14 protein-coding genes are annotated in these 19,587 nt (G+C 71.9%); 12 read left to right on the top strand and 2 right to left on the bottom strand.

Going from position 1 to position 19,587, the window contains the following annotated elements; all coding sequences use genetic code 11:
* Positions 1 to 176 precede the first annotated feature (176 nt).
* The gene (locus M6G08_RS00885; protein ID WP_272585267.1) at positions 177 to 602 is read left to right on the top strand and encodes a Rieske (2Fe-2S) protein; all 426 of its coding nucleotides are present in this window, start codon (positions 177 to 179) and stop codon (positions 600 to 602) included.
* A 24-nt stretch (positions 603 to 626) separates the two neighbouring features.
* Here M6G08_RS00885 and M6G08_RS00880 read toward each other — a convergent pair whose 3' ends face one another.
* Positions 627 to 1,577, bottom strand: coding sequence for a hypothetical protein (locus M6G08_RS00880; protein ID WP_272585266.1), 951 nt, complete (start codon positions 1,575 to 1,577; stop codon positions 627 to 629).
* A gap of 397 nt (positions 1,578 to 1,974) precedes the next feature.
* Between M6G08_RS00880 and uvrC the strand changes: the two genes are divergently transcribed.
* The 11 genes from uvrC (at position 1,975) to pgi (ending at position 16,850) form a co-directional block, all read left to right on the top strand.
* Positions 1,975 to 4,122, top strand: coding sequence for an excinuclease ABC subunit UvrC (gene uvrC, locus M6G08_RS00875; RefSeq protein ID WP_272585265.1), 2,148 nt, complete (start codon positions 1,975 to 1,977; stop codon positions 4,120 to 4,122).
* Positions 4,119 to 5,135 (top strand): RNase adapter RapZ, encoded by a 1,017-nt coding sequence (gene rapZ, locus M6G08_RS00870; protein WP_272585264.1) that lies wholly within the window; start codon positions 4,119 to 4,121, stop codon positions 5,133 to 5,135. The genes uvrC and rapZ overlap by 4 nt, the downstream gene beginning before the upstream one ends.
* Positions 5,132 to 6,223 carry a gluconeogenesis factor YvcK family protein gene (locus tag M6G08_RS00865; RefSeq protein ID WP_272585263.1) on the top strand — a complete coding sequence of 364 codons (1,092 nt, stop codon included), beginning with the start codon at positions 5,132 to 5,134 and terminating at the stop codon, positions 6,221 to 6,223. The genes rapZ and M6G08_RS00865 overlap by 4 nt, the downstream gene beginning before the upstream one ends.
* Positions 6,214 to 7,206, top strand: coding sequence for a DNA-binding protein WhiA (gene whiA / locus M6G08_RS00860; protein WP_272585262.1), 993 nt, complete (start codon positions 6,214 to 6,216; stop codon positions 7,204 to 7,206). The genes M6G08_RS00865 and whiA overlap by 10 nt, the downstream gene beginning before the upstream one ends.
* Positions 7,207 to 7,867: 661 nt before the next feature.
* Positions 7,868 to 10,831 (top strand): M14 family metallopeptidase, encoded by a 2,964-nt coding sequence (locus tag M6G08_RS00855; RefSeq protein ID WP_272585261.1) that lies wholly within the window; start codon positions 7,868 to 7,870, stop codon positions 10,829 to 10,831.
* A 226-nt stretch (positions 10,832 to 11,057) separates the two neighbouring features.
* Positions 11,058 to 12,065, top strand: a complete 1,008-nt coding sequence (gap, locus tag M6G08_RS00850) for a type I glyceraldehyde-3-phosphate dehydrogenase (protein ID WP_272585260.1) — start codon at positions 11,058 to 11,060, stop codon at positions 12,063 to 12,065.
* A 142-nt stretch (positions 12,066 to 12,207) separates the two neighbouring features.
* Positions 12,208 to 13,425 carry a phosphoglycerate kinase gene (locus M6G08_RS00845; RefSeq protein ID WP_272585259.1) on the top strand — a complete coding sequence of 406 codons (1,218 nt, stop codon included), beginning with the start codon at positions 12,208 to 12,210 and terminating at the stop codon, positions 13,423 to 13,425.
* 5 nt (positions 13,426 to 13,430) lie between these two features.
* Positions 13,431 to 14,207 (top strand): triose-phosphate isomerase, encoded by a 777-nt coding sequence (gene tpiA / locus M6G08_RS00840; protein ID WP_272585258.1) that lies wholly within the window; start codon positions 13,431 to 13,433, stop codon positions 14,205 to 14,207.
* Positions 14,208 to 14,339: 132 nt separating this feature from the next.
* Positions 14,340 to 14,570, top strand: coding sequence for a preprotein translocase subunit SecG (gene secG / locus M6G08_RS00835; protein ID WP_055416354.1), 231 nt, complete (start codon positions 14,340 to 14,342; stop codon positions 14,568 to 14,570).
* Between the two features lie 248 nt (positions 14,571 to 14,818).
* Positions 14,819 to 15,106: an RNA polymerase-binding protein RbpA gene (locus M6G08_RS00830; protein WP_007448238.1), complete on the top strand. Its 288-nt coding sequence runs from the start codon at positions 14,819 to 14,821 to the stop codon at positions 15,104 to 15,106.
* Between the two features lie 91 nt (positions 15,107 to 15,197).
* On the top strand, positions 15,198 to 16,850 hold the full coding sequence (gene pgi, locus M6G08_RS00825; protein WP_272585257.1) for a glucose-6-phosphate isomerase: 1,653 nt from the start codon (positions 15,198 to 15,200) through the stop codon (positions 16,848 to 16,850).
* Between the two features lie 37 nt (positions 16,851 to 16,887).
* On the opposite strand, the gene M6G08_RS00820 is transcribed toward pgi, so the two are convergent.
* Positions 16,888 to 19,566, bottom strand: a complete 2,679-nt coding sequence (locus tag M6G08_RS00820; RefSeq protein WP_272585256.1) for an ABC transporter permease — start codon at positions 19,564 to 19,566, stop codon at positions 16,888 to 16,890.
* Between the last annotated feature and the right edge of the window lie 21 nt (positions 19,567 to 19,587).

Below are 19,587 nucleotides of genomic sequence, written 5' to 3'. Positions count from 1 at the left end.
CCACTGGCCGGGACCGTACCTCATGCCCAGTGAGCGCGTAAACGCTCGCGCAAGCGTTTACGCGCCCCGCTCCGAAGGCCACCGGGGTCGTGCCACTTCCGCGCCACCCACCCCGCGGCGGGACCCCGGCCGCCGGATATCGTCGCCCTGCACATCCCCCGACCAGTGGAGCCCGCATGCCCGGCCGTCCCGCCCCGAGCCGCCGTACCGTCCTGCGTACGGCGGCCCTCACGCCCGTCGCCGGACTCGGCGCGGCCGCCTGCTCACCGGGCGATGACGGTGCCGCGCCCGCCCGGCCGACCGCACCCGTCGACCTCGGCGCGGACGGGGCGGTCGCCAAGGGGGCGACGAAGCTGGACCGGGACCACAACGTGGTGGTCAGCCGGGCCGAGGACGGGTCGCTGAAGGCGTTCAGCACGGTCTGCACGCACGCGGGGTGCCCCATCAGGAAGCTGGAAGGGACGAAACTGGTCTGCCCCTGTCACGGCAGCGAGTTCGACGCCCGGACCGGCGAGGTGCTGCACGCCCCGGCGACCGTGCCGCTCGTCGAGCTGCCGGTCGAGGTGAAGCAGGGCCGGATCGTCGCGAGTCCCGGGACCTGACCGGTCGGGCCCGCGACCGCCCGTTCACTCCCAGTCCCACCCGATCCCCAGCATCCCCGACCGCATCCGCGGTTCCACGAGGTGCACCGAGTGGTGCTGCCCGCTGAGGACGAGCTCCTGCCGACCGCCGCGCGGAGCCGCCGGCGAGTGCTGTGTGAACCGGTGGCAGCGCACCGGCAGGGCCGCCGCGTCGAAGCGCACCTGGAGGGCGTACTGCCCGCCCGCCGCGCCGAATCCGCGGGTGTACTCGCGGCTCACCCCCGCCGTGCCGTCCTCGACGCCGTAACGGAAGAGGTGGGTGTCTCCGGTCCGCAGACGCGTGTCGAAGAGCAGCTCGGTCACCAGCACACCGGTGTCGTGGTGGATGCGTACCCGTCCCGTGCGGCAGTTCTCCAGCGCGTGGACGGTCATCCGCGCGGGAGCGCAGCCCGGGTCGCCGTGGTGGACGGCGACGAAGCGGTCGACGCCGTCGCGGTGGGCGCGGACGATGTGGTGCGACTCACGGGCGGCGAGCTCGCGGCGGGTTCCGATCCGGATCCGTTCGTGGTGCCCGAGGACGTGCACCCCGCCGTCCGACGAGTGATGGTCCAGCTCGGCCAGCAGCCGCTCCAGGACGCCGGAGGCCTCCATGTGGGCGCGGTAGGAGCGGACGGCGGGCCGCCGGTCCGCGGGGTCCTCCTCGGCCCCGGCCAGCAGCCGTATCAGCGACTCCTCGGGCAGCTGGAGTATCTCCTCCAAGGCCCGTACGGCCCGCAGCGACTCCGGGCGCTGGGGGCGCCGGGCGCCCTGCTGCCAGTAGCTGAGGCTCGTGACGCCCACCTTCACCCCGTGGCGCGACAGATGGTGCTGCACGCGCTGCAGCGGCAGTCCCCGCGCGGCGATCGCGGCGCGCAGGGCCACGTGGAAGGGGCCACCGCGCAGGGCCGAGTCGAGTTCCGCGGTGGCGACGTCCAGGTGCTGGGTGGCGTGCGGCATGCAGGGGCCTTTCTGTGAAGGACACGACGGCTGGTCAGACCGTTCGGCGCGGATCGACCGGGGCCGCCCCCCGGCCGCGGCGCAGGGCTCTGCACATCCGTACGCCGCGCTTCAGGGCCCCGAGTCCCCCCGCATTGAAGCGCGTTGGTCTGTTCCCGACAACACCTGAAGCCCGACCGTGACGCGCTCCTGGCCGAGAACGCACGGGCCGGGCGCCCCAAGGGCACCCGGCGTGACCGGGTGGCCCCGGACCGTCTCTCCCCGGCCGTGCACCGGGGCGTCCACATACCCCCGCGACCGGTGTCCACAGGGCCCGGCGAAGGGTTGTCCACAGGCCTCGCGGCCCGTCGTCCACAGCCCAGCCGCTGTGTCGGTCCCCGCCAGTAGGGTGTGAGTCATGGCCGACCCCTCCAGCTACCGCCCCAGGCCGGGTGAGATCCCGGACTCCCCGGGGGTGTACAGGTTCCGTGACGAGCACCGCCGGGTGATCTATGTCGGAAAGGCGAAGAGCCTGCGCCAGCGCCTGGCCAACTACTTCCAGGACCTGGCGAACCTGCACCCCCGCACCCGCACCATGGTCACCACGGCCGCCTCCGTGGAGTGGACGGTGGTGTCCACGGAGGTCGAGGCGCTCCAGCTGGAGTACTCCTGGATCAAGGAGTACGACCCCCGGTTCAACGTCAAGTACCGCGACGACAAGAGTTACCCGTACCTCGCGGTGACGATGAACGAGCAGTTCCCGCGCGTGCAGGTGATGCGCGGCCACAAGAAGAAGGGCGTGCGCTACTTCGGGCCGTACGGCCACGCCTGGGCGATCCGCGACACGGTCGACCTTCTGCTGCGCGTCTTCCCGGTGCGCACCTGCTCCGCCGGCGTCTTCAAGAACGCGGCCCGCACCGGCCGCCCCTGCCTGCTCGGCTACATCGGCAAGTGCTCCGCCCCGTGCGTCGAGCGGATCTCCCCCGAGGACCACCGGGAGCTCGCCGAGGAGTTCTGCGACTTCATGGCCGGCCGCACCGGCACCTACCTGCGCCGCCTGGAGCGGCAGATGGCCGACGCGGCCGAGGACATGGAGTACGAGCGGGCGGCACGCCTGCGCGACGACATCGGCGCCCTGAAGAAGGCCATGGAGAAGAGCGCGGTCGTGCTCGCCGACGCGACCGACGCCGACCTGATCGCGGTCGCCGAGGACGAGCTGGAGGCGGCCGTCCAGATCTTCCACGTACGTGGCGGACGGGTGCGCGGCCAGCGCGGCTGGGTCACCGACAAGGTGGAGGAGATCACCACCGGCGCCCTCGTCGAGCACGCCCTCCAGCAGCTCTACGGCGAGGAGACCGGGGACGCCGTTCCCAAGGAGGTCCTGGTCCCCGCCCTGCCCGACCCGGTGGAGCCGGTCCAGCAGTGGCTGGCCGGGCGCCGGGGCTCGGGCGTCTCGCTGCGCATCCCGCAGCGCGGCGACAAGAAGGCGCTGATGGAGACCGTCCAGCGCAACGCCGAGCAGGCGCTCGTCCTGCACAAGACCAAGCGCGCCTCCGACCTGACCACGCGCTCGCGCGCGCTGGAGGAGATCGCCGGGGCCCTGGACCTGGACAGCGCTCCGCTGCGCATCGAGTGCTACGACATCTCTCACCTCCAGGGCGACGACGTCGTGGCCTCCATGGTCGTCTTCGAGGACGGGCTGGCCCGGAAGAGCGAATACCGCCGGTTCCAGATCAAGGGCTTCGCGGGACAGGACGACGTCCGTTCCATGCACGAGGTCATCACCCGCCGCTTCCGCCGCTATCTCGCCGAGAAGGAGAAGACCGGCGAGTGGGCCGACGGCCCGGACACGGACGCGGCGGAAGCGGACGGTGCCGAGCGGCGCGCCGACGGCCTGCCGCTCACGGACGGCCAGGCCGCCCAGGACGACGGCGAGACCCTCGTGGACGGCCCGGCCCTCAAGGACGACGACGGCCGCCCCAAGCGCTTCGCCTATCCGCCCCAGCTCGTCGTCGTCGACGGCGGTCAGCCGCAGGTCGCGGCGGCCCAGCGGGCGCTGGACGAGCTGGGGATCGACGACATCGCCGTCTGCGGTCTCGCCAAGCGCCTGGAGGAGGTGTGGCTGCCCGGCGACGACGACCCGGTCGTCCTGCCCCGCACCAGCGAGGGCCTGTACCTGCTCCAGCGGGTCCGTGACGAGGCCCACCGCTTCGCGATCACCTACCAGCGCGCCAAGCGCGCCAAGCGCTTCCGGTCGAGCCCCCTGGACGACGTGCCCGGACTGGGGGAGACCCGCAAGCAGGCGCTGATCAAGCACTTCGGTTCGGTGAAGAAGCTCAGGTCGGCGACGATCGACCAGATCTGCGAGGTGCCCGGCATAGGCCGCAAGACGGCGGAGACCGTCGCCGTGGCCCTCGCCCAGGCCACTCCGGCGGCACCCGCCGTGAACACGGCGACCGGAGAGATCATGGATGACGAGGACGGGGCACCCGGGACGACGACGGATGCCCCGGGGGAGCCCGTGCCCGCGGGCACCCCGGACGAACGACGGGGGCAGGAGCGATGACCGAGCACGAGGCACAGCCCACAGCGGGACGAGAACAGGCCCACGGAACGGCCGGCGAGGACGCGGACCCGCGGACGGCCGGACCGGGCCCGGGCCAGAACGACGGAGCACAGGTGAGTACGGGCAAGGAAACAGCCGGGGCGCACGAGGCGGCCATCCCCGAGCTGGTGATCATCTCCGGCATGTCCGGGGCCGGTCGCTCGACGGCCGCCAAGTGTCTGGAGGACCTCGGCTGGTTCGTCGTCGACAACCTGCCGCCCGCGCTGATCCCCACCATGGTGGAGCTCGGCGCCCGCTCGCAGGGCAACGTGGCGCGCATCGCCGTGGTCGTCGACGTCCGCGGCCGGCGCTTCTTCGACAACCTGCGGGAATCGCTCGCCGACCTCGACGCCCGCGGCGTCACCCGCAGGATCGTCTTCCTGGAGTCCTCCGACGACGCCCTGGTGCGCCGCTTCGAGTCGGTGCGCCGCCCGCACCCCCTCCAGGGCGACGGCCGGATCGTGGACGGCATCGCCGCCGAGCGGGAGCTGCTTCGCGAGCTGCGCGGCGACGCCGACCTGGTGATCGACACCTCCAGCCTCAACGTGCACGAGCTGCGCGCCAAGATGGACGCCCAGTTCGCCGGCGACGAGGAACCCGAGCTGCGGGCCACCGTCATGTCCTTCGGCTTCAAGTACGGACTCCCGGTCGACGCCGACCTGGTCGTGGACATGCGCTTCCTGCCCAACCCTCACTGGGTCCCGGAGCTGCGCCCGTTCACCGGCCTGAACGAGGAGGTGTCCTCCTACGTCCTCAGCCGGCCCGGGGCCAAGGAGTTCCTCGACCGCTACACCGAGCTGCTCCAGATGATCGCCGCGGGTTACCGTCGGGAGGGCAAGCGCTATGTGACCGTCGCCGTCGGCTGCACCGGCGGCAAGCACCGGTCCGTGGCCATGTCGGAGAAGCTCGCCGCCCGGCTCGCCGCCGAGGGCGTGGAGACGGTGGTCGTCCACCGGGACATGGGACGGGAATGACAGGACGTACTCCGCGGCTGAGCAGGCTGCGCCGGGTGGTGCCCGAAGGGCGCGGCGGCAGACCCGTCGAGGCCCGCGCCGCCCGGCCCGAGCAGGCGCGCGGCGGCAAGCCGCGCCGCCGGGGCGCCCAGCCCAAGGTCGTCGCCCTCGGCGGCGGCATGGGCCTGTCCGCCTCGCTGGCCGCGCTGCGTCGGATCACCGGCGACCTCACCGCCGTCGTCACCGTGGCCGACGACGGCGGTTCCAGCGGGCGCCTCCGTGACGAGCTCGGTGTGCTGCCGCCCGGCGACCTGCGCAAGGCGCTGGCCGCGCTGTGCGGTGACGACGACTGGGGCCAGACCTGGGCCCGTGTCATCCAGCACCGCTTCCAGTCCCAGGGCGACCTGCACGAACACGCGGTCGGCAATCTGCTGATCGTCGCCCTGTGGGAGCAGCTCGGCGACCATGTCCAGGCCCTCGACCTGGTCGGCAAGCTGCTCGGCGCGCACGGGCGGGTGCTGCCCATGTCCGCCGTGCCGCTGGAGCTCCAGGCCCTGGTCAAGGGGCACGACCCGGAGCGGCCCGACGAGGTGGACACCGTGCGCGGGCAGGCGACCGTGGCTCTCACCCCGGGCGAGGTGCAGTCCGTGCACCTCGTGCCGAACGACCCGCCGGCCGTCCCCGAGGCGGTGGACGCCGTCCTGGACGCCGACTGGGTGGTGCTGGGCCCAGGCTCCTGGTTCTCCTCGGTCATCCCGCACCTGCTCGTACCCGACCTGCTGGACGCGCTCGCCGAGACGAAGGCGCGCCGGGTGCTCTCCCTGAACCTCGCGCCGCAGCCCGGGGAAACCGAGGGCTTCTCACCGCAGCGTCATTTGGAGGTTTTGGGACGACACGCCCCTAAACTCGCCCTGGACGTGGTGCTGGCCGACGAGGCCGCCGTGCCCGACCGTGACTCGCTCACCGATGCCGCGAAACGGTTCGGCGCCGCGGTCGAGCTGGCTCCGGTCGCCCGGACCGACGGGACCCCGAGGCACGACCCGGAGCTGCTGGCCGCCGCGTACGACCGTATTTTTCGGATGCATGGAAGGATCGGCCCATGGCGATGACGGCAGCGGTGAAGGACGAGATCTCCCGGCTCCCCGTCACCCGGACCTGCTGCAGAAAGGCGGAGGTCTCCGCCGTCCTGCGGTTCGCCGGCGGCCTTCACCTGGTGAGCGGGCGCATCGTGATCGAGGCGGAGCTGGACACGGCGAGCGCGGCGCGCCGGCTCAAGCGGGACATCCTGGAGATCTTCGGGCACAGTTCCGAGCTGATCGTGATGGCGCCCGGCGGGCTGCGCCGCGGCTCGCGTTACGTCGTTCGGGTGGTCGCGGGCGGTGACCAGCTCGCCCGGCAGACCGGCCTGGTCGATGGGCGGGGCCGGCCGATCCGCGGTCTGCCGCCGCAGGTGGTCTCGGGGGCCACCTGCGACGCGGAGGCCGCCTGGCGGGGCGCGTTCCTGGCGCACGGTTCGCTCACCGAGCCCGGCCGGTCCTCCTCCCTGGAGGTCACCTGCCCGGGCCCCGAGGCCGCGCTGGCCCTGGTCGGCGCCGCCCGCCGGCTGTCGATCGCCGCCAAGGCCCGCGAGGTGCGGGGCGTGGACCGGGTGGTCGTCCGCGACGGCGACGCGATCGGTGCCCTGCTCACCCGGCTCGGCGCCCACGACTCGGTGCTGGCCTGGGAGGAGCGGCGGATGCGTCGTGAGGTCCGGGCCACCGCCAACCGCCTCGCCAACTTCGACGACGCCAACCTGCGCCGCTCCGCCCGTGCGGCCGTCGCCGCCGGGGCCCGGGTCCAGCGGGCCCTGGAGATCCTCGCCGACGACGTCCCGGAGCACCTCGCCGCCGCGGGGCGGCTGCGGATGGAGCACAAGCAGGCCTCGCTGGAGGAGCTGGGTGCCCTCGCCGACCCGCCGCTGACCAAGGACGCGGTCGCCGGCCGCATCCGCCGCCTGCTGGCCATGGCCGACAAGCGGGCCTCGGACCTCGGCATCCCCGGCACGGATGCCAACCTCGGCGAGGAGGAACTGGCCGACAACCTCGTCGGCTGACCGAACGCGCAGAGCCTGCCGAGTGTCCGGACGTACAGAGCCTGTCGGCTGTTCGGACGCGCAGAGCCTGTCGGCTGACCGGGTCTGCAAGCCGGTCGGTTCGCAGGTTGGTCGGTGGTCGGGTCCGCAGGTTGGTCGGTCGTCCGGGTCCGCAGGCCGGTCGGCTACCGGGCGCGCAAGCTCGTCGGGCCGATCGGGGCCGCCAGCCGGTCGCCTCACAGGGAACGCCAGCCGGCAGCCTCACAGGGAACGCCAGCCGGTCGCCTCGCGGGGCACGCCGGCCCGGCGCCCGACCAGGCCCGCAAGCCCGCCGGCTGACCGGACACGCAAGCCCGTCAGCCAACCCGGCAGGCAAGCCGGGCGGGCGGGCGGCCGGGCACCCGAGCCGGTCAGCCGAGCCGGATAGCCGAGCCGGGCGGACGGCCGGACACCCGAGCCGGACAGCCGGCCGAACGCGCGACGGCCCGCCGCACATGCCCCGCCCCCCCCACACACACGGGCCGTCAACCAGCCGGTACGGGCGACCACTTGGGTGACCCGTGCCGGCTTTCGCGTGTCCTTCCCGTGCTCTTGACTCGATCATGAGCTGTCATGAGCCTGGCATCTGTTCGCTGCTGTGGCGAACCCAGGCCTGTCGGACAGGCCCCATCTAGGGGGGTTCATGAGACGAAGAGCGAGATCGATCCTCGCTGTCGGCGCGCTCCTGATCGGCGGAGCGAGCTTCGCACCCATCGCCCAGGCACAACCCTCGGACACCGCGGACACCAACGCGACCGAGGCCGACGAGATAAAGGTCTTCCGCGCCGACGTCACCCAGGAGCAGGTACCCCTGCTGCTGGCCGCCGGTCAGGACGGTCACGAACTCAGTGAGCGGGTCCCCGACAAGGGCACCGCCACCGTCGAGGTCTACCTCACCGACCAGCAGGCCGGAAAGCTGGAGAAGCAGGGCGTCGACCTCAAGGAGCACACCCTCTCCACCCGGGCCGAGAAGCGGGTCGAGGACGCCGCCGAGGGCGTCTTCCGCCCCTACAGCGGCAGCGGCGGCCTCAGGGAGGAGATCCTCCGCACCGCACAGGAGCACCCCCGCCTCACCAAGGTCGTCTCCATCGGCAAGACGGTGAACGGCCAGGACATCCTCGCCCTCAAGCTCACCAAACACGCGGACAAGACCCGCGACGGCTCCAAGCCCGCCGTCCTCTACATGTCCAACCAGCACGCGCGCGAGTGGATCACCCCGGAGATGACCCGGCGGCTGATGCACCACTACCTGGACAACTACAAGAAGGACCGGCGGATCAAGAAGCTCGTCGACCGCACCGAACTGTGGTTCCTGCTGTCGGCCAACCCCGACGGCTACGACTACACCTTCCAGGACGACGACAACCGCCTGTGGCGCAAGAACCTGCGTGACAACAACGGCGACGGCGCCATCGGCACCGGCGACGGCGTCGACCTGAACCGCAACTTCGCCTACAAGTGGGGCTACGACGACGAGGGCTCGTCCCCGAACCCCACCAGCCAGACCTACCGCGGCGCCGGCCCGAACTCCGAGCCCGAGACCAAGGCCCTGGACCGCTTCCAGAAGCGGATCGGCTTCGCCTACGGCATCAACTACCACTCCGCCGCCGAACTCCTCCTCTACGGCGTCGGCTGGCAGGTCGCCACCCACACCCCGGACGACGTCCTCTACGAGGCGCTCGCCGGCACGCCCGAGAACTCCGCGATCCCGGGCTACCGCCCGCAGGTCTCCTCGGAGCTGTACACCACCAACGGCGAGGCGGACGGCCACGCGGCCAACGTCAACGGCGTGGCGATGTTCACCCCGGAGATGTCGACCTGCCAGACCATCTCCGACCAGTACCCCGACGACGAGTGGAACGCGGCCGACTGCCAGTCCGGCTTCAACTTCCCCGACGACGAGAAGCTGATCCAGGAGGAGTTCGAGAAGAACATCCCCTTCGCGCTCTCCGTCGCCGAGTCCGCCGCGCACCCCGACCGGCCGTCGTCGTCCGTCGGCATCGAGGCCGCCGACTTCACCCCGGCCCCCTTCACCACCTCCTACTCGCGCGGCGCCGACCAGGAGGTCTCCGTCGTCGTACGCAAGTCGGTGCGCGACAAGGAGCTGAAGTACCGGGTCAACGGCGGACGCGTCCACGACATGGCCCTGAAGCCCTGGCGCGGCGGCGAGACGTACGGCGGTGAGGACAACCTCTACTTCGACGAGTACCGCGCCAAGGTCAAGGACGGCGACCGCGGGGACAAGGTCGAGGTCTGGTTCACCGGCGAGACGAAGAAGGGCAAGCGGACCGAGAGCGAGCACTTCACGTACACGATCGCCGAGCGGCCCCGCGCGGACGTCCTCGTCGTCGCCGAGGAAGGCGCGAAGGCCACACGGGCGCAGACGTACGTGGACGCCCTCAGGGCCAACGGCAAGCGGGCGGCCGTCTGGGACGTCGCCACCCAGGGCGCGCCCGACGCGCTCGGTGTCCTCGGCCACTTCGACACCGTCGTCCACTACACCGGCGCGGCGAACCCGGGCAACGCCACCCAGCTCCAGCTCCGCGCCCATCTCAACGAGGGCGGCCGGCTGATCGAGGCGGGCGAGCGGGCCGGCGGCAGCGTCGACCTCGGCGACGGCACGCTGTCGAACGACTTCAGCCAGTACTACCTCGGCGCCTACACCCGCACCGGCACCCCCGGAGCCACCGCATTCACCGGCTCCGGCAAGCTCGGCGGCACCACCGGCGCCCTCGGTGACGCCCCGGGCAACCCGCTGGACGCGGCCGGGACCTACAGCGTCACCTCGGACCAGCTGCCCGCCGGCGCCTACCCCCAGTTCGCCAGCGCGGGCGCCGGGAAGTTCGCCGGGACGGTCAACCCGTACGGGCCCTACGCGGGCGAGTGGATGGCCGCCGCCGTCCACACCGACGACGCCTACAAGCGCCTCACCAGCACCGTCGACCTCACCGGTGTCACCGCCGCCGACCGTCCCACCCTGCGCACCCAGCTCCTGTGGGACACCGAAGGCGGCTACGACCACGCCCTGGTCGAGGCGCACACCACCGGTGCCGACGACTGGACCACGCTCCCCGAGGCCGGGGGCGCGACCGGCACCGCCGTACCGGCCGAGTGCGCGGCCGGCTTCTACATGGGCGAGCACCCCTGGCTGGAGCACTACCTCACCCTCTCCGACGACGGCTGCACCGCCACCGGCACCACCGGGCGGTGGAACAGCCTCACCGGCTCCTCCGGAGGCTGGCGGCAGGTCGAGTTCGACCTGAGCGCCTACGCCGGGAAGTCCGTCGAGGTCTCCCTCGCCTACGTCACCGACCCCGGCAGCGGCGGACGCGGCGTCCTCGCCGACGAGGCCTCGCTGGTCGTCGGCGGCACGGCGGCGCGGACCGAGGGCTTCGAGACCTCGCTCGGCGCCTGGCGGGTGGCCGGACCGCCGGCCGGCAGCCCCGCCGTCCTGAAGGACTGGACCCGCACCGGCACCCTGTTCCAGACCTACGGTGCCGTCACCACGGACGACACCGTGCTGCTCGGTTTCGGCCTGGAGCACCTCACCGAACCGGCCGCCCGGACGGCACTGGTCCGGCAGGCGCTGCGTGCCCTGGACGAGTGAGAACCGGAATGCGGGGGACTGAGCCGGTGTAGCGAAATCGGGTGATCGGTCCCCGACGCCCGGGCGGTCCGTACCCCTACTGACGGGTACGGACCGCCCTGCCGGGAATGGGGCGTCTCGATGTCACCCCCGGAGCCCCGGAGAGGTAGGGTCGGAGGTGGTCGGGGACATCCCAAATACAGCTCGCCGGCACATCGGGCCGGCGTACCAACGAGGAGATCGGTTCGTGACGATCCGCGTAGGCATCAACGGCTTTGGCCGCATCGGTCGTAACTACTTCCGCGCGCTGCTGGAGCAGGGTGCAGACATCGAGATCGTGGCTGTCAACGACCTGGGTGACACCGCGACCACCGCCCACCTGCTGAAGTACGACACCATCCTCGGGCGCCTCCCGTACGAGGTCTCGCACACCGAGGACACCATCACCGTCGGCGACAAGACCATCAAGGTCCTCGCCGAGCGCAACCCGGCCGACATCCCGTGGGGCGAGCTGGGCGTCGACGTCGTCATCGAGTCGACCGGCATCTTCACGAAGAAGGCCGACGCCGAGAAGCACATCGCGGGCGGCGCGAAGAAGGTCCTCATCTCGGCTCCGGCCAAGGACGAGGACGTCACCATCGTGATGGGCGTCAACCAGGACAAGTACGACCCGGCGAACCACCACGTCATCTCCAACGCCTCCTGCACCACCAACTGCGTGGCGCCGATGGCCAAGGTCCTCGACGAGAACTTCGGCATCGTCAAGGGCCTGATGACGACGGTCCACGCGTACACGAACGACCAGCGCATCCTGGACTTCCCGCACAAGGACCTGCGCCGCGCCCGGGCCGCCGCGGAGAACATCATCCCGACCACCACGGGGGCCGCCAAGGCCACCGCGCTGGTCCTCCCGCAGCTCAAGGGCAAGCTGGACGGCATGGCCATGCGCGTCCCGGTCCCGACCGGCTCGGTCACCGACCTCGTCCTGGAGCTCGGCCGCGAGGTCACCAAGGAAGAGGTCAACGCCGCCTTCCAGAAGGCCGCCGAGGGCGAGCTCAAGGGCATCCTGGAGTACACCGAGGACGCGATCGTCTCCTCGGACATCGTCAACGCCCCGGCGTCCTGCACCTTCGACTCGTCCCTGACCATGGTCCAGGACGGCAAGAACGTGAAGGTCATCGGCTGGTACGACAACGAGTGGGGCTACTCCAACCGCCTCGTCGACCTCACGGTCTTCGTCGGCAACCAGCTCTGATCCAGCCGGACCCAGCAGGCACCTCGCATGCGACAACAGGGCTCGGGCAGCGCAAGGGCGCGCTGTCCGGGCCCTGCGTCGCGTCCGCGGCGGCCCGCCCTCGTAGGATCACGAGCGATCCGAGAACCCAGGAGCCCACTGCATGAAGACGATCGACGAACTGCTCTCCGAAGGCGTCACCGGCAAGCGCGTCTTCGTCCGCGCCGACCTCAACGTGCCGCTGGACGGCACCACCATCACCGACGACGGCCGCATCCGCGCCGTGGTGCCCACCGTCAAGGCCCTGGCCGACGCGGGCGCGCGCGTGATCGTCGCCTCGCACCTGGGCCGCCCCAAGGGCGCCCCGGACCCGGCCTTCTCCCTGGCCCCGGCCGCCGCCCGCCTCGGTGAGCTGCTCGGTGCGGGCACCGGCGTCGCCTTCGCCGAGGACACGGTCGGCACCGCCGCCGAGTCCACGGTCGCCGGCCTCGCGGACGGCCAGGTCGCGGTCATCGAGAACCTTCGCTTCAACGCCGGCGAGACCAGCAAGGACGACGCCGAGCGCGCCGCCTTCGCCGACAAGCTGGCCGCCCTCGCGGACGTGTACGTCGGCGACGGCTTCGGCGCCGTGCACCGGCGGCACGCCTCGGTCTACGACCTGCCGAAGAAGCTCCCGCACTACGCCGGCTACCTCATCGCCACCGAGGTCGGCGTCCTGAAGAAGCTCACCGACGACGTCCAGCGTCCCTACGTGGTCGCCCTCGGCGGCGCCAAGGTCTCCGACAAGCTCGCCGTCATCGACCAGCTGCTCGGCAAGGCCGACCGGCTCCTCATCGGCGGCGGCATGGCGTACACCTTCCTCAAGGCCAAGGGCCACGAGGTCGGCATCTCCCTCCTCCAGGAGGACCAGATCCCGGCCGTCAAGGAGTACATGGAGCGCGCCGAGAAGAACGGCGTCGAGCTGGTCCTCCCGGTCGACGTGCTGGTCTCGTCCGAGTTCCCGGACCTGAAGACCAAGGCCCCCGCGAACCCCGCCACCGTCGCCGCGGACGCCATCCCCGCCGACCAGGAGGGTCTGGACATCGGTCCCGAGACCCGCAAGCTGTACGCCTCGAAGCTCGCCGACGCCGCCACCGTCTTCTGGAACGGCCCGATGGGCGTCTTCGAGCACCCCGACTACGCCGAGGGCACCAAGGCGGTCGCCCAGGCCCTCGTCGACGCCCCGGGCTTCACCGTGGTCGGCGGCGGCGACTCCGCCGCGGCCGTCCGCACGCTCGGCTTCGACGAGAACGCATTCGGCCACATCTCGACCGGCGGCGGCGCCTCCCTCGAATACCTCGAGGGCAAGACGCTCCCCGGCCTCGCCGCACTGGAGGACTGACCCCGATGACCACCCGCACGCCGCTGATGGCGGGCAACTGGAAGATGAACCTCAACCACCTCGAGGCCATCGCCCACGTCCAGAAGCTCGCCTTCGCCCTCGCGGACAAGGACTACGACGCCGTCGAGGTAGCCGTCCTCGTCCCCTTCACCGACCTGCGCTCGGTGCAGACCCTGGTCGAGCACGACAAGCTGAAGATCAAGTACGGCGCCCAGGACGTCTCCGCCCACGACGGCGGCGCCTACACCGGCGAGATCTCCGGCCCGATGCTGGCCAAGCTGCGCTGCACCTACGTGGCGATCGGCCACTCCGAGCGCCGGCAGTACCACGCCGAGACCGACGAACTGGTCAACGCCAAGGTCAAGGCCGCCTACAAGCACGGTCTGACCCCGATCCTGTGCGTCGGCGAGGAGCTGGACGTCCGTGAGGCGGGCAACCACGTCGCCCACACCCTCGCCCAGGTCGAGGGCGGCCTGAAGGACCTCCCGGCCGAGCAGGCCGAGACGATCGTGATCGCCTACGAGCCCGTGTGGGCCATCGGCACCGGCAAGGTCTGCGGCGCCGAGGACGCCCAGGAGGTCTGCGCGGCGATCCGCGGCAAGCTCGCCGAGCTGTACTCGCAGGAGCTGGCCGACAAGGTCCGCATCCAGTACGGCGGCTCCGTCAAGTCCGGCAACGTCGCCGAGATCATGTCGCAGGCCGACATCGACGGTGCCCTGGTCGGAGGAGCCTCCCTGGACTCGGACGAGTTCGTCAAGATCGTCCGCTTCCGCGACCAGTAGACCCACCGGTCACGTCGACCGGTGAGTATGCGCTAGCGGCGATACGTCGTACCCTTGCGGGGGCATGGTGGCCTGCTGTCACCGTGCCCCCGTCGTTCATCCGAAGCCGAGGAAGTTGGTCCAGCCGTGGTTATGGGGTTCTCGATCGCCCTGATCGTCTTCAGCCTGCTGCTGATGCTGCTGGTGCTGATGCACAAGGGGAAGGGCGGCGGCCTCTCCGACATGTTCGGTGGCGGCATGCAGTCGTCCGTCGGCGGCTCCTCGGTCGCCGAGCGCAACCTCGACCGCATCACCGTGGTGGTCGGTCTGCTGTGGTTCGCGTGCATCATGGTGCTCGGCCTGCTGATGAAGGCGAACAACTGACCCGTCACACACTCCAGCACGTAAAGCCCCATGTCCGGTACGCGCCGCAAGGCGCCGCCTATCATGGGGCTTGCGTCTGAGCGCTGGAGCTTGTAACTCCAATCACTGGACGCGCGTTGGGCCTTACGTAGACTGAGGCGCCTCGCAGCGAAGCGAAACGCCGACTCGCTTCGCGGCACCATCACGCAGGGAGTTACACCGTGGCAAGTGGCAACGCGATCCGGGGGAGCCGGGTCGGGGCGGGGCCGATGGGCGAGGCCGAGCGCGGCGAGTCCGCGCCGCGTCTGCGCATCTCCTTCTGGTGCTCCAACGGACACGAGACACAGCCGAGCTTCGCGAGCGACGCACAGGTCCCGGAGACCTGGGACTGTCCGCGCTGCGGCTTCCCCGCCGGGCAGGACCGGGACAACCCGCCGGACCCGCCGCGCACCGAGCCCTACAAGACGCACCTCGCGTACGTGCGCGAGCGCCGCAGCGACGCGGACGGCGAGGCGATCCTCGCCGAGGCGCTCGCCAAACTGCGGGGCGAGATCTAGTTCCGCAGCGCCATCCTTCTTCCGTACTGATCAATTAGGTTGGACCAGCCGGGACAGCTGGGACACCCAAGGAAGAAGGCTGACGTCCGACATGAACGCAGACGGCCGTACCAGGCTCGATCAGACGCCCGAATGGACCGCGCTGGCCAAGCACCGTGACCAGCTCGGCGAGGTGCGGCTGCGCGAACTCTTCGCCGCCGACCCGGACCGCGGCACCGGCTGCACGCTCCGGGTGGGAGACCTGTACGTCGACTACTCCAAGCATCTCGTCACCGACGAGACCCTGCGGCTGCTGCGGGAGCTGGCCGCCGCCACCGACGTCTTCGGCCTGCGCGACGCGATGTTCCGCGGCGAGAAGATCAACACCACCGAGGACCGGGCGGTCCTGCACACCGCGCTGCGCGCCCCGCGGGACGCGGTGATCGAGGTCGACGGCGAGAACGTCGTCCCCGAGGTGCACGCCGTGCTCGACAAGATGGCCGACTTCTCCGACCGGGTCCGCTCCGGCGAGTGGAAGGGCCACACCGGCAAGCGCATCAGGAACGTCGTCAACGTCGGCATCGGTGGCTCCGACCTGGGCCCGGCGATGGCGTACGAGGTGCTGCGCGCCTTCACCGACCGGGACCTGACGGTCCGTTTCGTCTCCAACGTCGACGGCGCCGACCTGCACGAGGCCACCCGTGACCTGGACCCGGCCGAGACGCTGTTCGTCATCGCCTCCAAGACCTTCACCACCATCGAGACGGTCACCAACGCCACCTCCGCCCGGACCTGGCTGCTGAACGCCCTGGGTGACGAGGCCGCGGTCGCCAAGCACTTCGTCGCCCTGTCGACGAACGCCGAGAAGGTCGCCGAGTTCGGCATCGACACGGCCAACATGTTCGAGTTCTGGGACTGGGTCGGCGGCCGCTACTCGTACGACTCGGCGATCGGCCTTTCCCTGATGATCGCCATCGGCCCGGACCGCTTCCGCGAGATGCTCGACGGCTTCCACCTCGTCGACGAGCACTTCCGCACCGCCCCCGCCGAGTCCAACGCGCCCCTGCTGATGGGCCTGCTGGGCATCTGGTACGGCAACTTCCTGGGCGCCCAGTCGCACGCCGTGCTGCCGTACAGCCACTACCTGTCGAGGTTCACCGCCTACCTCCAGCAGCTCGACATGGAGTCCAACGGCAAGTACGTCGGCCGCGACGGACGCGAGGTCGCGTGGCAGACCGGGCCGGTCGTGTGGGGCACGCCCGGCACCAACGGGCAGCACGCCTACTACCAGTTGATCCACCAGGGCACGAAGCTGATCCCGGCGGACTTCATCGGCTTCGCCCGGCCGGTCGCCGAACTCAGCGACGAGCTGAAGGCCCAGCACGACCTACTGATGGCCAACTTCTTCGCCCAGACCCAGGCGCTCGCCTTCGGCAAGACGCCCGACGAGGTGCGCGCCGAGGGCGTCCCGGAGGAACTCGTCCCGCACAAGACGTTCAAGGGCGACCACCCGACGACCACCATCCTCGCCCGAGAGCTGACCCCGTCGGTGCTCGGACAGCTCGTGGCGCTCTACGAGCACAAGGTGTTCGTCCAGGGCGCGGTCTGGAACATCGACTCCTTCGACCAGTGGGGCGTCGAACTGGGCAAGGTCCTCGCCAAGCGCGTCGAACCCGCCCTCACGGCGGGTGCCGAGGTCCCCGGCCTGGACGCCTCCACCAAGGCGCTGGTCGCCGCCTACCGGGAGCTGCGCGGCCGGCAGTGAGCGGAACGCGCGTGCGCGGCGGCCCGGCCGGTTGAGGTCAGGCCACCGCGCCGAGCGTGTCCGCGAGCCGGCGCCGGGCCGCACGGGCCGCCGGCACCGCGGCCAGCGCCGCCGCACCGAGTACGGCAGCCGCGCCCACCAGCATCAGGAGCCCGGGGGAGGGGGCCTGGGCGATCCCCGCGCCGATGCCGCTGGAGGCGCCCTGGGCGTCGATCAGCCAGTGGGCGAGCGGCAGCCCGAGGGCGGCGGCCAGGAGTACGGCCGCCAGGGCGGTGCACCCGGTGGCCGTGACCGTGATGCCGGTGATCTGGCGCGGGGACAGCCCGATCGCCTTGAGGGCGAGCAGGTCCCGTTCGCTCTCCCGGACGGTGCCGCCGATCGCGGTGAGCAGTTCGATCAGCCCGACGAGCGCGAGTACGGCGATCAGCCCGAGGACCACCGGGCGCAGCGGGGACAGCCCGTCCGCCGGGTTCGCCACGGCGTGCACGTCGAGCCGTCCCCGCCCGGCGTCGGCGAGCCGGTCGGCGACCTCGTCCGGGTCGGCGCCCGGGTGCAGGCGCAGTTGGTAGAGGGCCGGTTCGAGCCGCGGGTCGTTCTCCCGGAGGGTGTCCAGGGACGTGGAGATGACCCGGCCCGCGTTCTCCGGCTCGATGCTGCGGCCCACGATGTGCAGGATCTGCGGCCGGTCCCCGACGGTCATCCGCACCCAGTCGCCGACCCCGACCTCCAGCAGGTCCAGCAGTCCCTGCCCGGCCACCGCCTCGTCCGGCCCGTGCGCACGGCGGCCCTCGGCCAGCGTGTACGGGTACGGGTCCTCGCGGGTACCGAGCCCGCGCAGCGCGATCGTCGCGGTCTGGCCCGGCACCAGGGCGGCCACCTCCACGCCCGGGTAGGCGGCGGCCACCCCTGGGTCGCGCTCCAGCAGGGCCCGGGTGCCGGCCGTGCCGGAACCGGCCTCGGCTCGGACGGTGAGCGCGGTCGGCAGGCCGATCTGCTCGGGGCGGTCGTGGAAGCGGTCGATGGTGGTCCACGCGCTCATCGCGACCACGATCAGCAGCAGCGGCAGCGTGAGGCGCGCGACCGCGGCGAACGAGCGCGGGCGCCGGGCGAACGCCTTGTGCCAGCCGAGCACGAGCGCGGGCGGCACCCGCACCTCCGGTTCGCGCGCGCCGGATGCCCCGCAGCGACCGGTGCCGGTTCCTCCGCTGCCCACGTTCCCGGGTTCCGCAGGGCTCGGGACATCGCTCTCTCCGGCCCGCGGGTCGTCGCTGCCGTCGATGCCTGAGAGGTCGGTGTCCCGGCGGCCCGGGGTGCCGGGCTCCGCCGGGGTGGGCGTGTCGGGGGCTGTGGGGGTCCGGGCGCTGGTCTCTCCGGCCCGCGGGTCGTCGCTGCCGTCGATGCCTGAGAGGTCGGTGTCCCGGTGGTGGCCCAGGGTGCCGGGCTCCGCCGGGGTGGGCGTGCCGGCGACTGTGACGGTCCGGACGCCGGGCTCCCCTGCACCCCGGACACCACGCCCCCGTACCCGCACCGGAACCCGGAACACCCGCAGCCCCAGCACCCCCCGAGCCGCCCCCGACAGCCCCCCGCCCTGCGCCGCCGCCGGGCGCGGCACCGGAACCGGCGGCACCCGGCCCGCCCGCCAGGCCGCGAGGCCGGTGGTGGCGCCGATGAACAGGACCACGCACGCCGGTACGGCGAACAGCGCGACGGTGTGTCCGGGCAGCCCCTGCCACACGCCGAGCGCGTCCCCGAGCCGCCCCGGGACCCGGCTGCCGAGGGCCTGGGTGAGCCCCGCGGCGGTCACCGCGCCGAGCAGCGCGTAGGCCAGGTGCTGGAGCAGGAAGACCCGCACCACCTGGCCCGGGGTGAAGCCGATCGCCTTCAGCACCGAGATGTCCCGCAGATGACCGCGGATACGGGTGCCGATCGCCCCGTGCACCGCCAGCCCCGCGGCCAGCAGCGCGCCCAGCCCGAACAGGCCGAGCACCTGACCGAGCAGCCGGTTGTCGCCCTGCGCCTCCGCACGGGCCTGTTCCCAGGTGGAGACCTGCCCGATCGCACCGGCGCCCAGCACGGTCACCGCCCGCTGCACGGCGTAGTCCGTCTCCCCGGGATCGGTCAGCCGCAGTCCGATCACCTGACCGCCCGGGTCGGGCACCGCGTCCGGCGGTGCCCACACCAGGCCCGGCTGCTCGCCCGGCCGGTAGCGGCGTTCGGGACTGTCGGCGATGCCGAGCACCGTGAGGGTGCGCGGTGTGCCGGGCAGCGCGAGGGTGTCGCCGGGCTGGGCCAGCAGCGCGCGGGCGAGGCGGCTCTCCAGGACCACCCCGTCGGGGTCGTCGGCGTCGAGCCAGTGCCCGGCGGTGAGCAGCGGCCGCCCCACCTCCGGCTCCTCGGCGGTGCCGCGCAGCTCGACGGAGGCCCGGGTGCCGCGTACGGCGACGGTGGCGGAGGCGGTCGGATAGGGGCCGGCGACGGACTGGACACCGTCCAGCGCGGCCAGCTTCCCGGTGTCGGCGGCTCGGTCGGTGTGCAGCCAGACGTGCGCGCCGCGGGCCTGCGCGAAGACCCGCTGCCAGGGGTTGGTCGCGTACCCGAACAGGGCCGTGGCCAGCAGCAGCGAGGCGACGATCCCGGCGGTGGCGAGGACGAGGAACAACGCCTCGCCCCGGTGCGTGCGCAGATCGGAGTGGGCCCAGCGCAGGGTGGCTCGCACGGGCCTCAGCCTTCCGGTGCG

Origin of the sequence: Streptomyces sp. M92 (genome assembly GCF_028473745.1) — a bacterium.
Taxonomy (GTDB): Bacteria; Actinomycetota; Actinomycetes; order Streptomycetales; family Streptomycetaceae; genus Streptomyces.
This window is presented reverse-complemented; position numbering and strand designations above follow the sequence as displayed.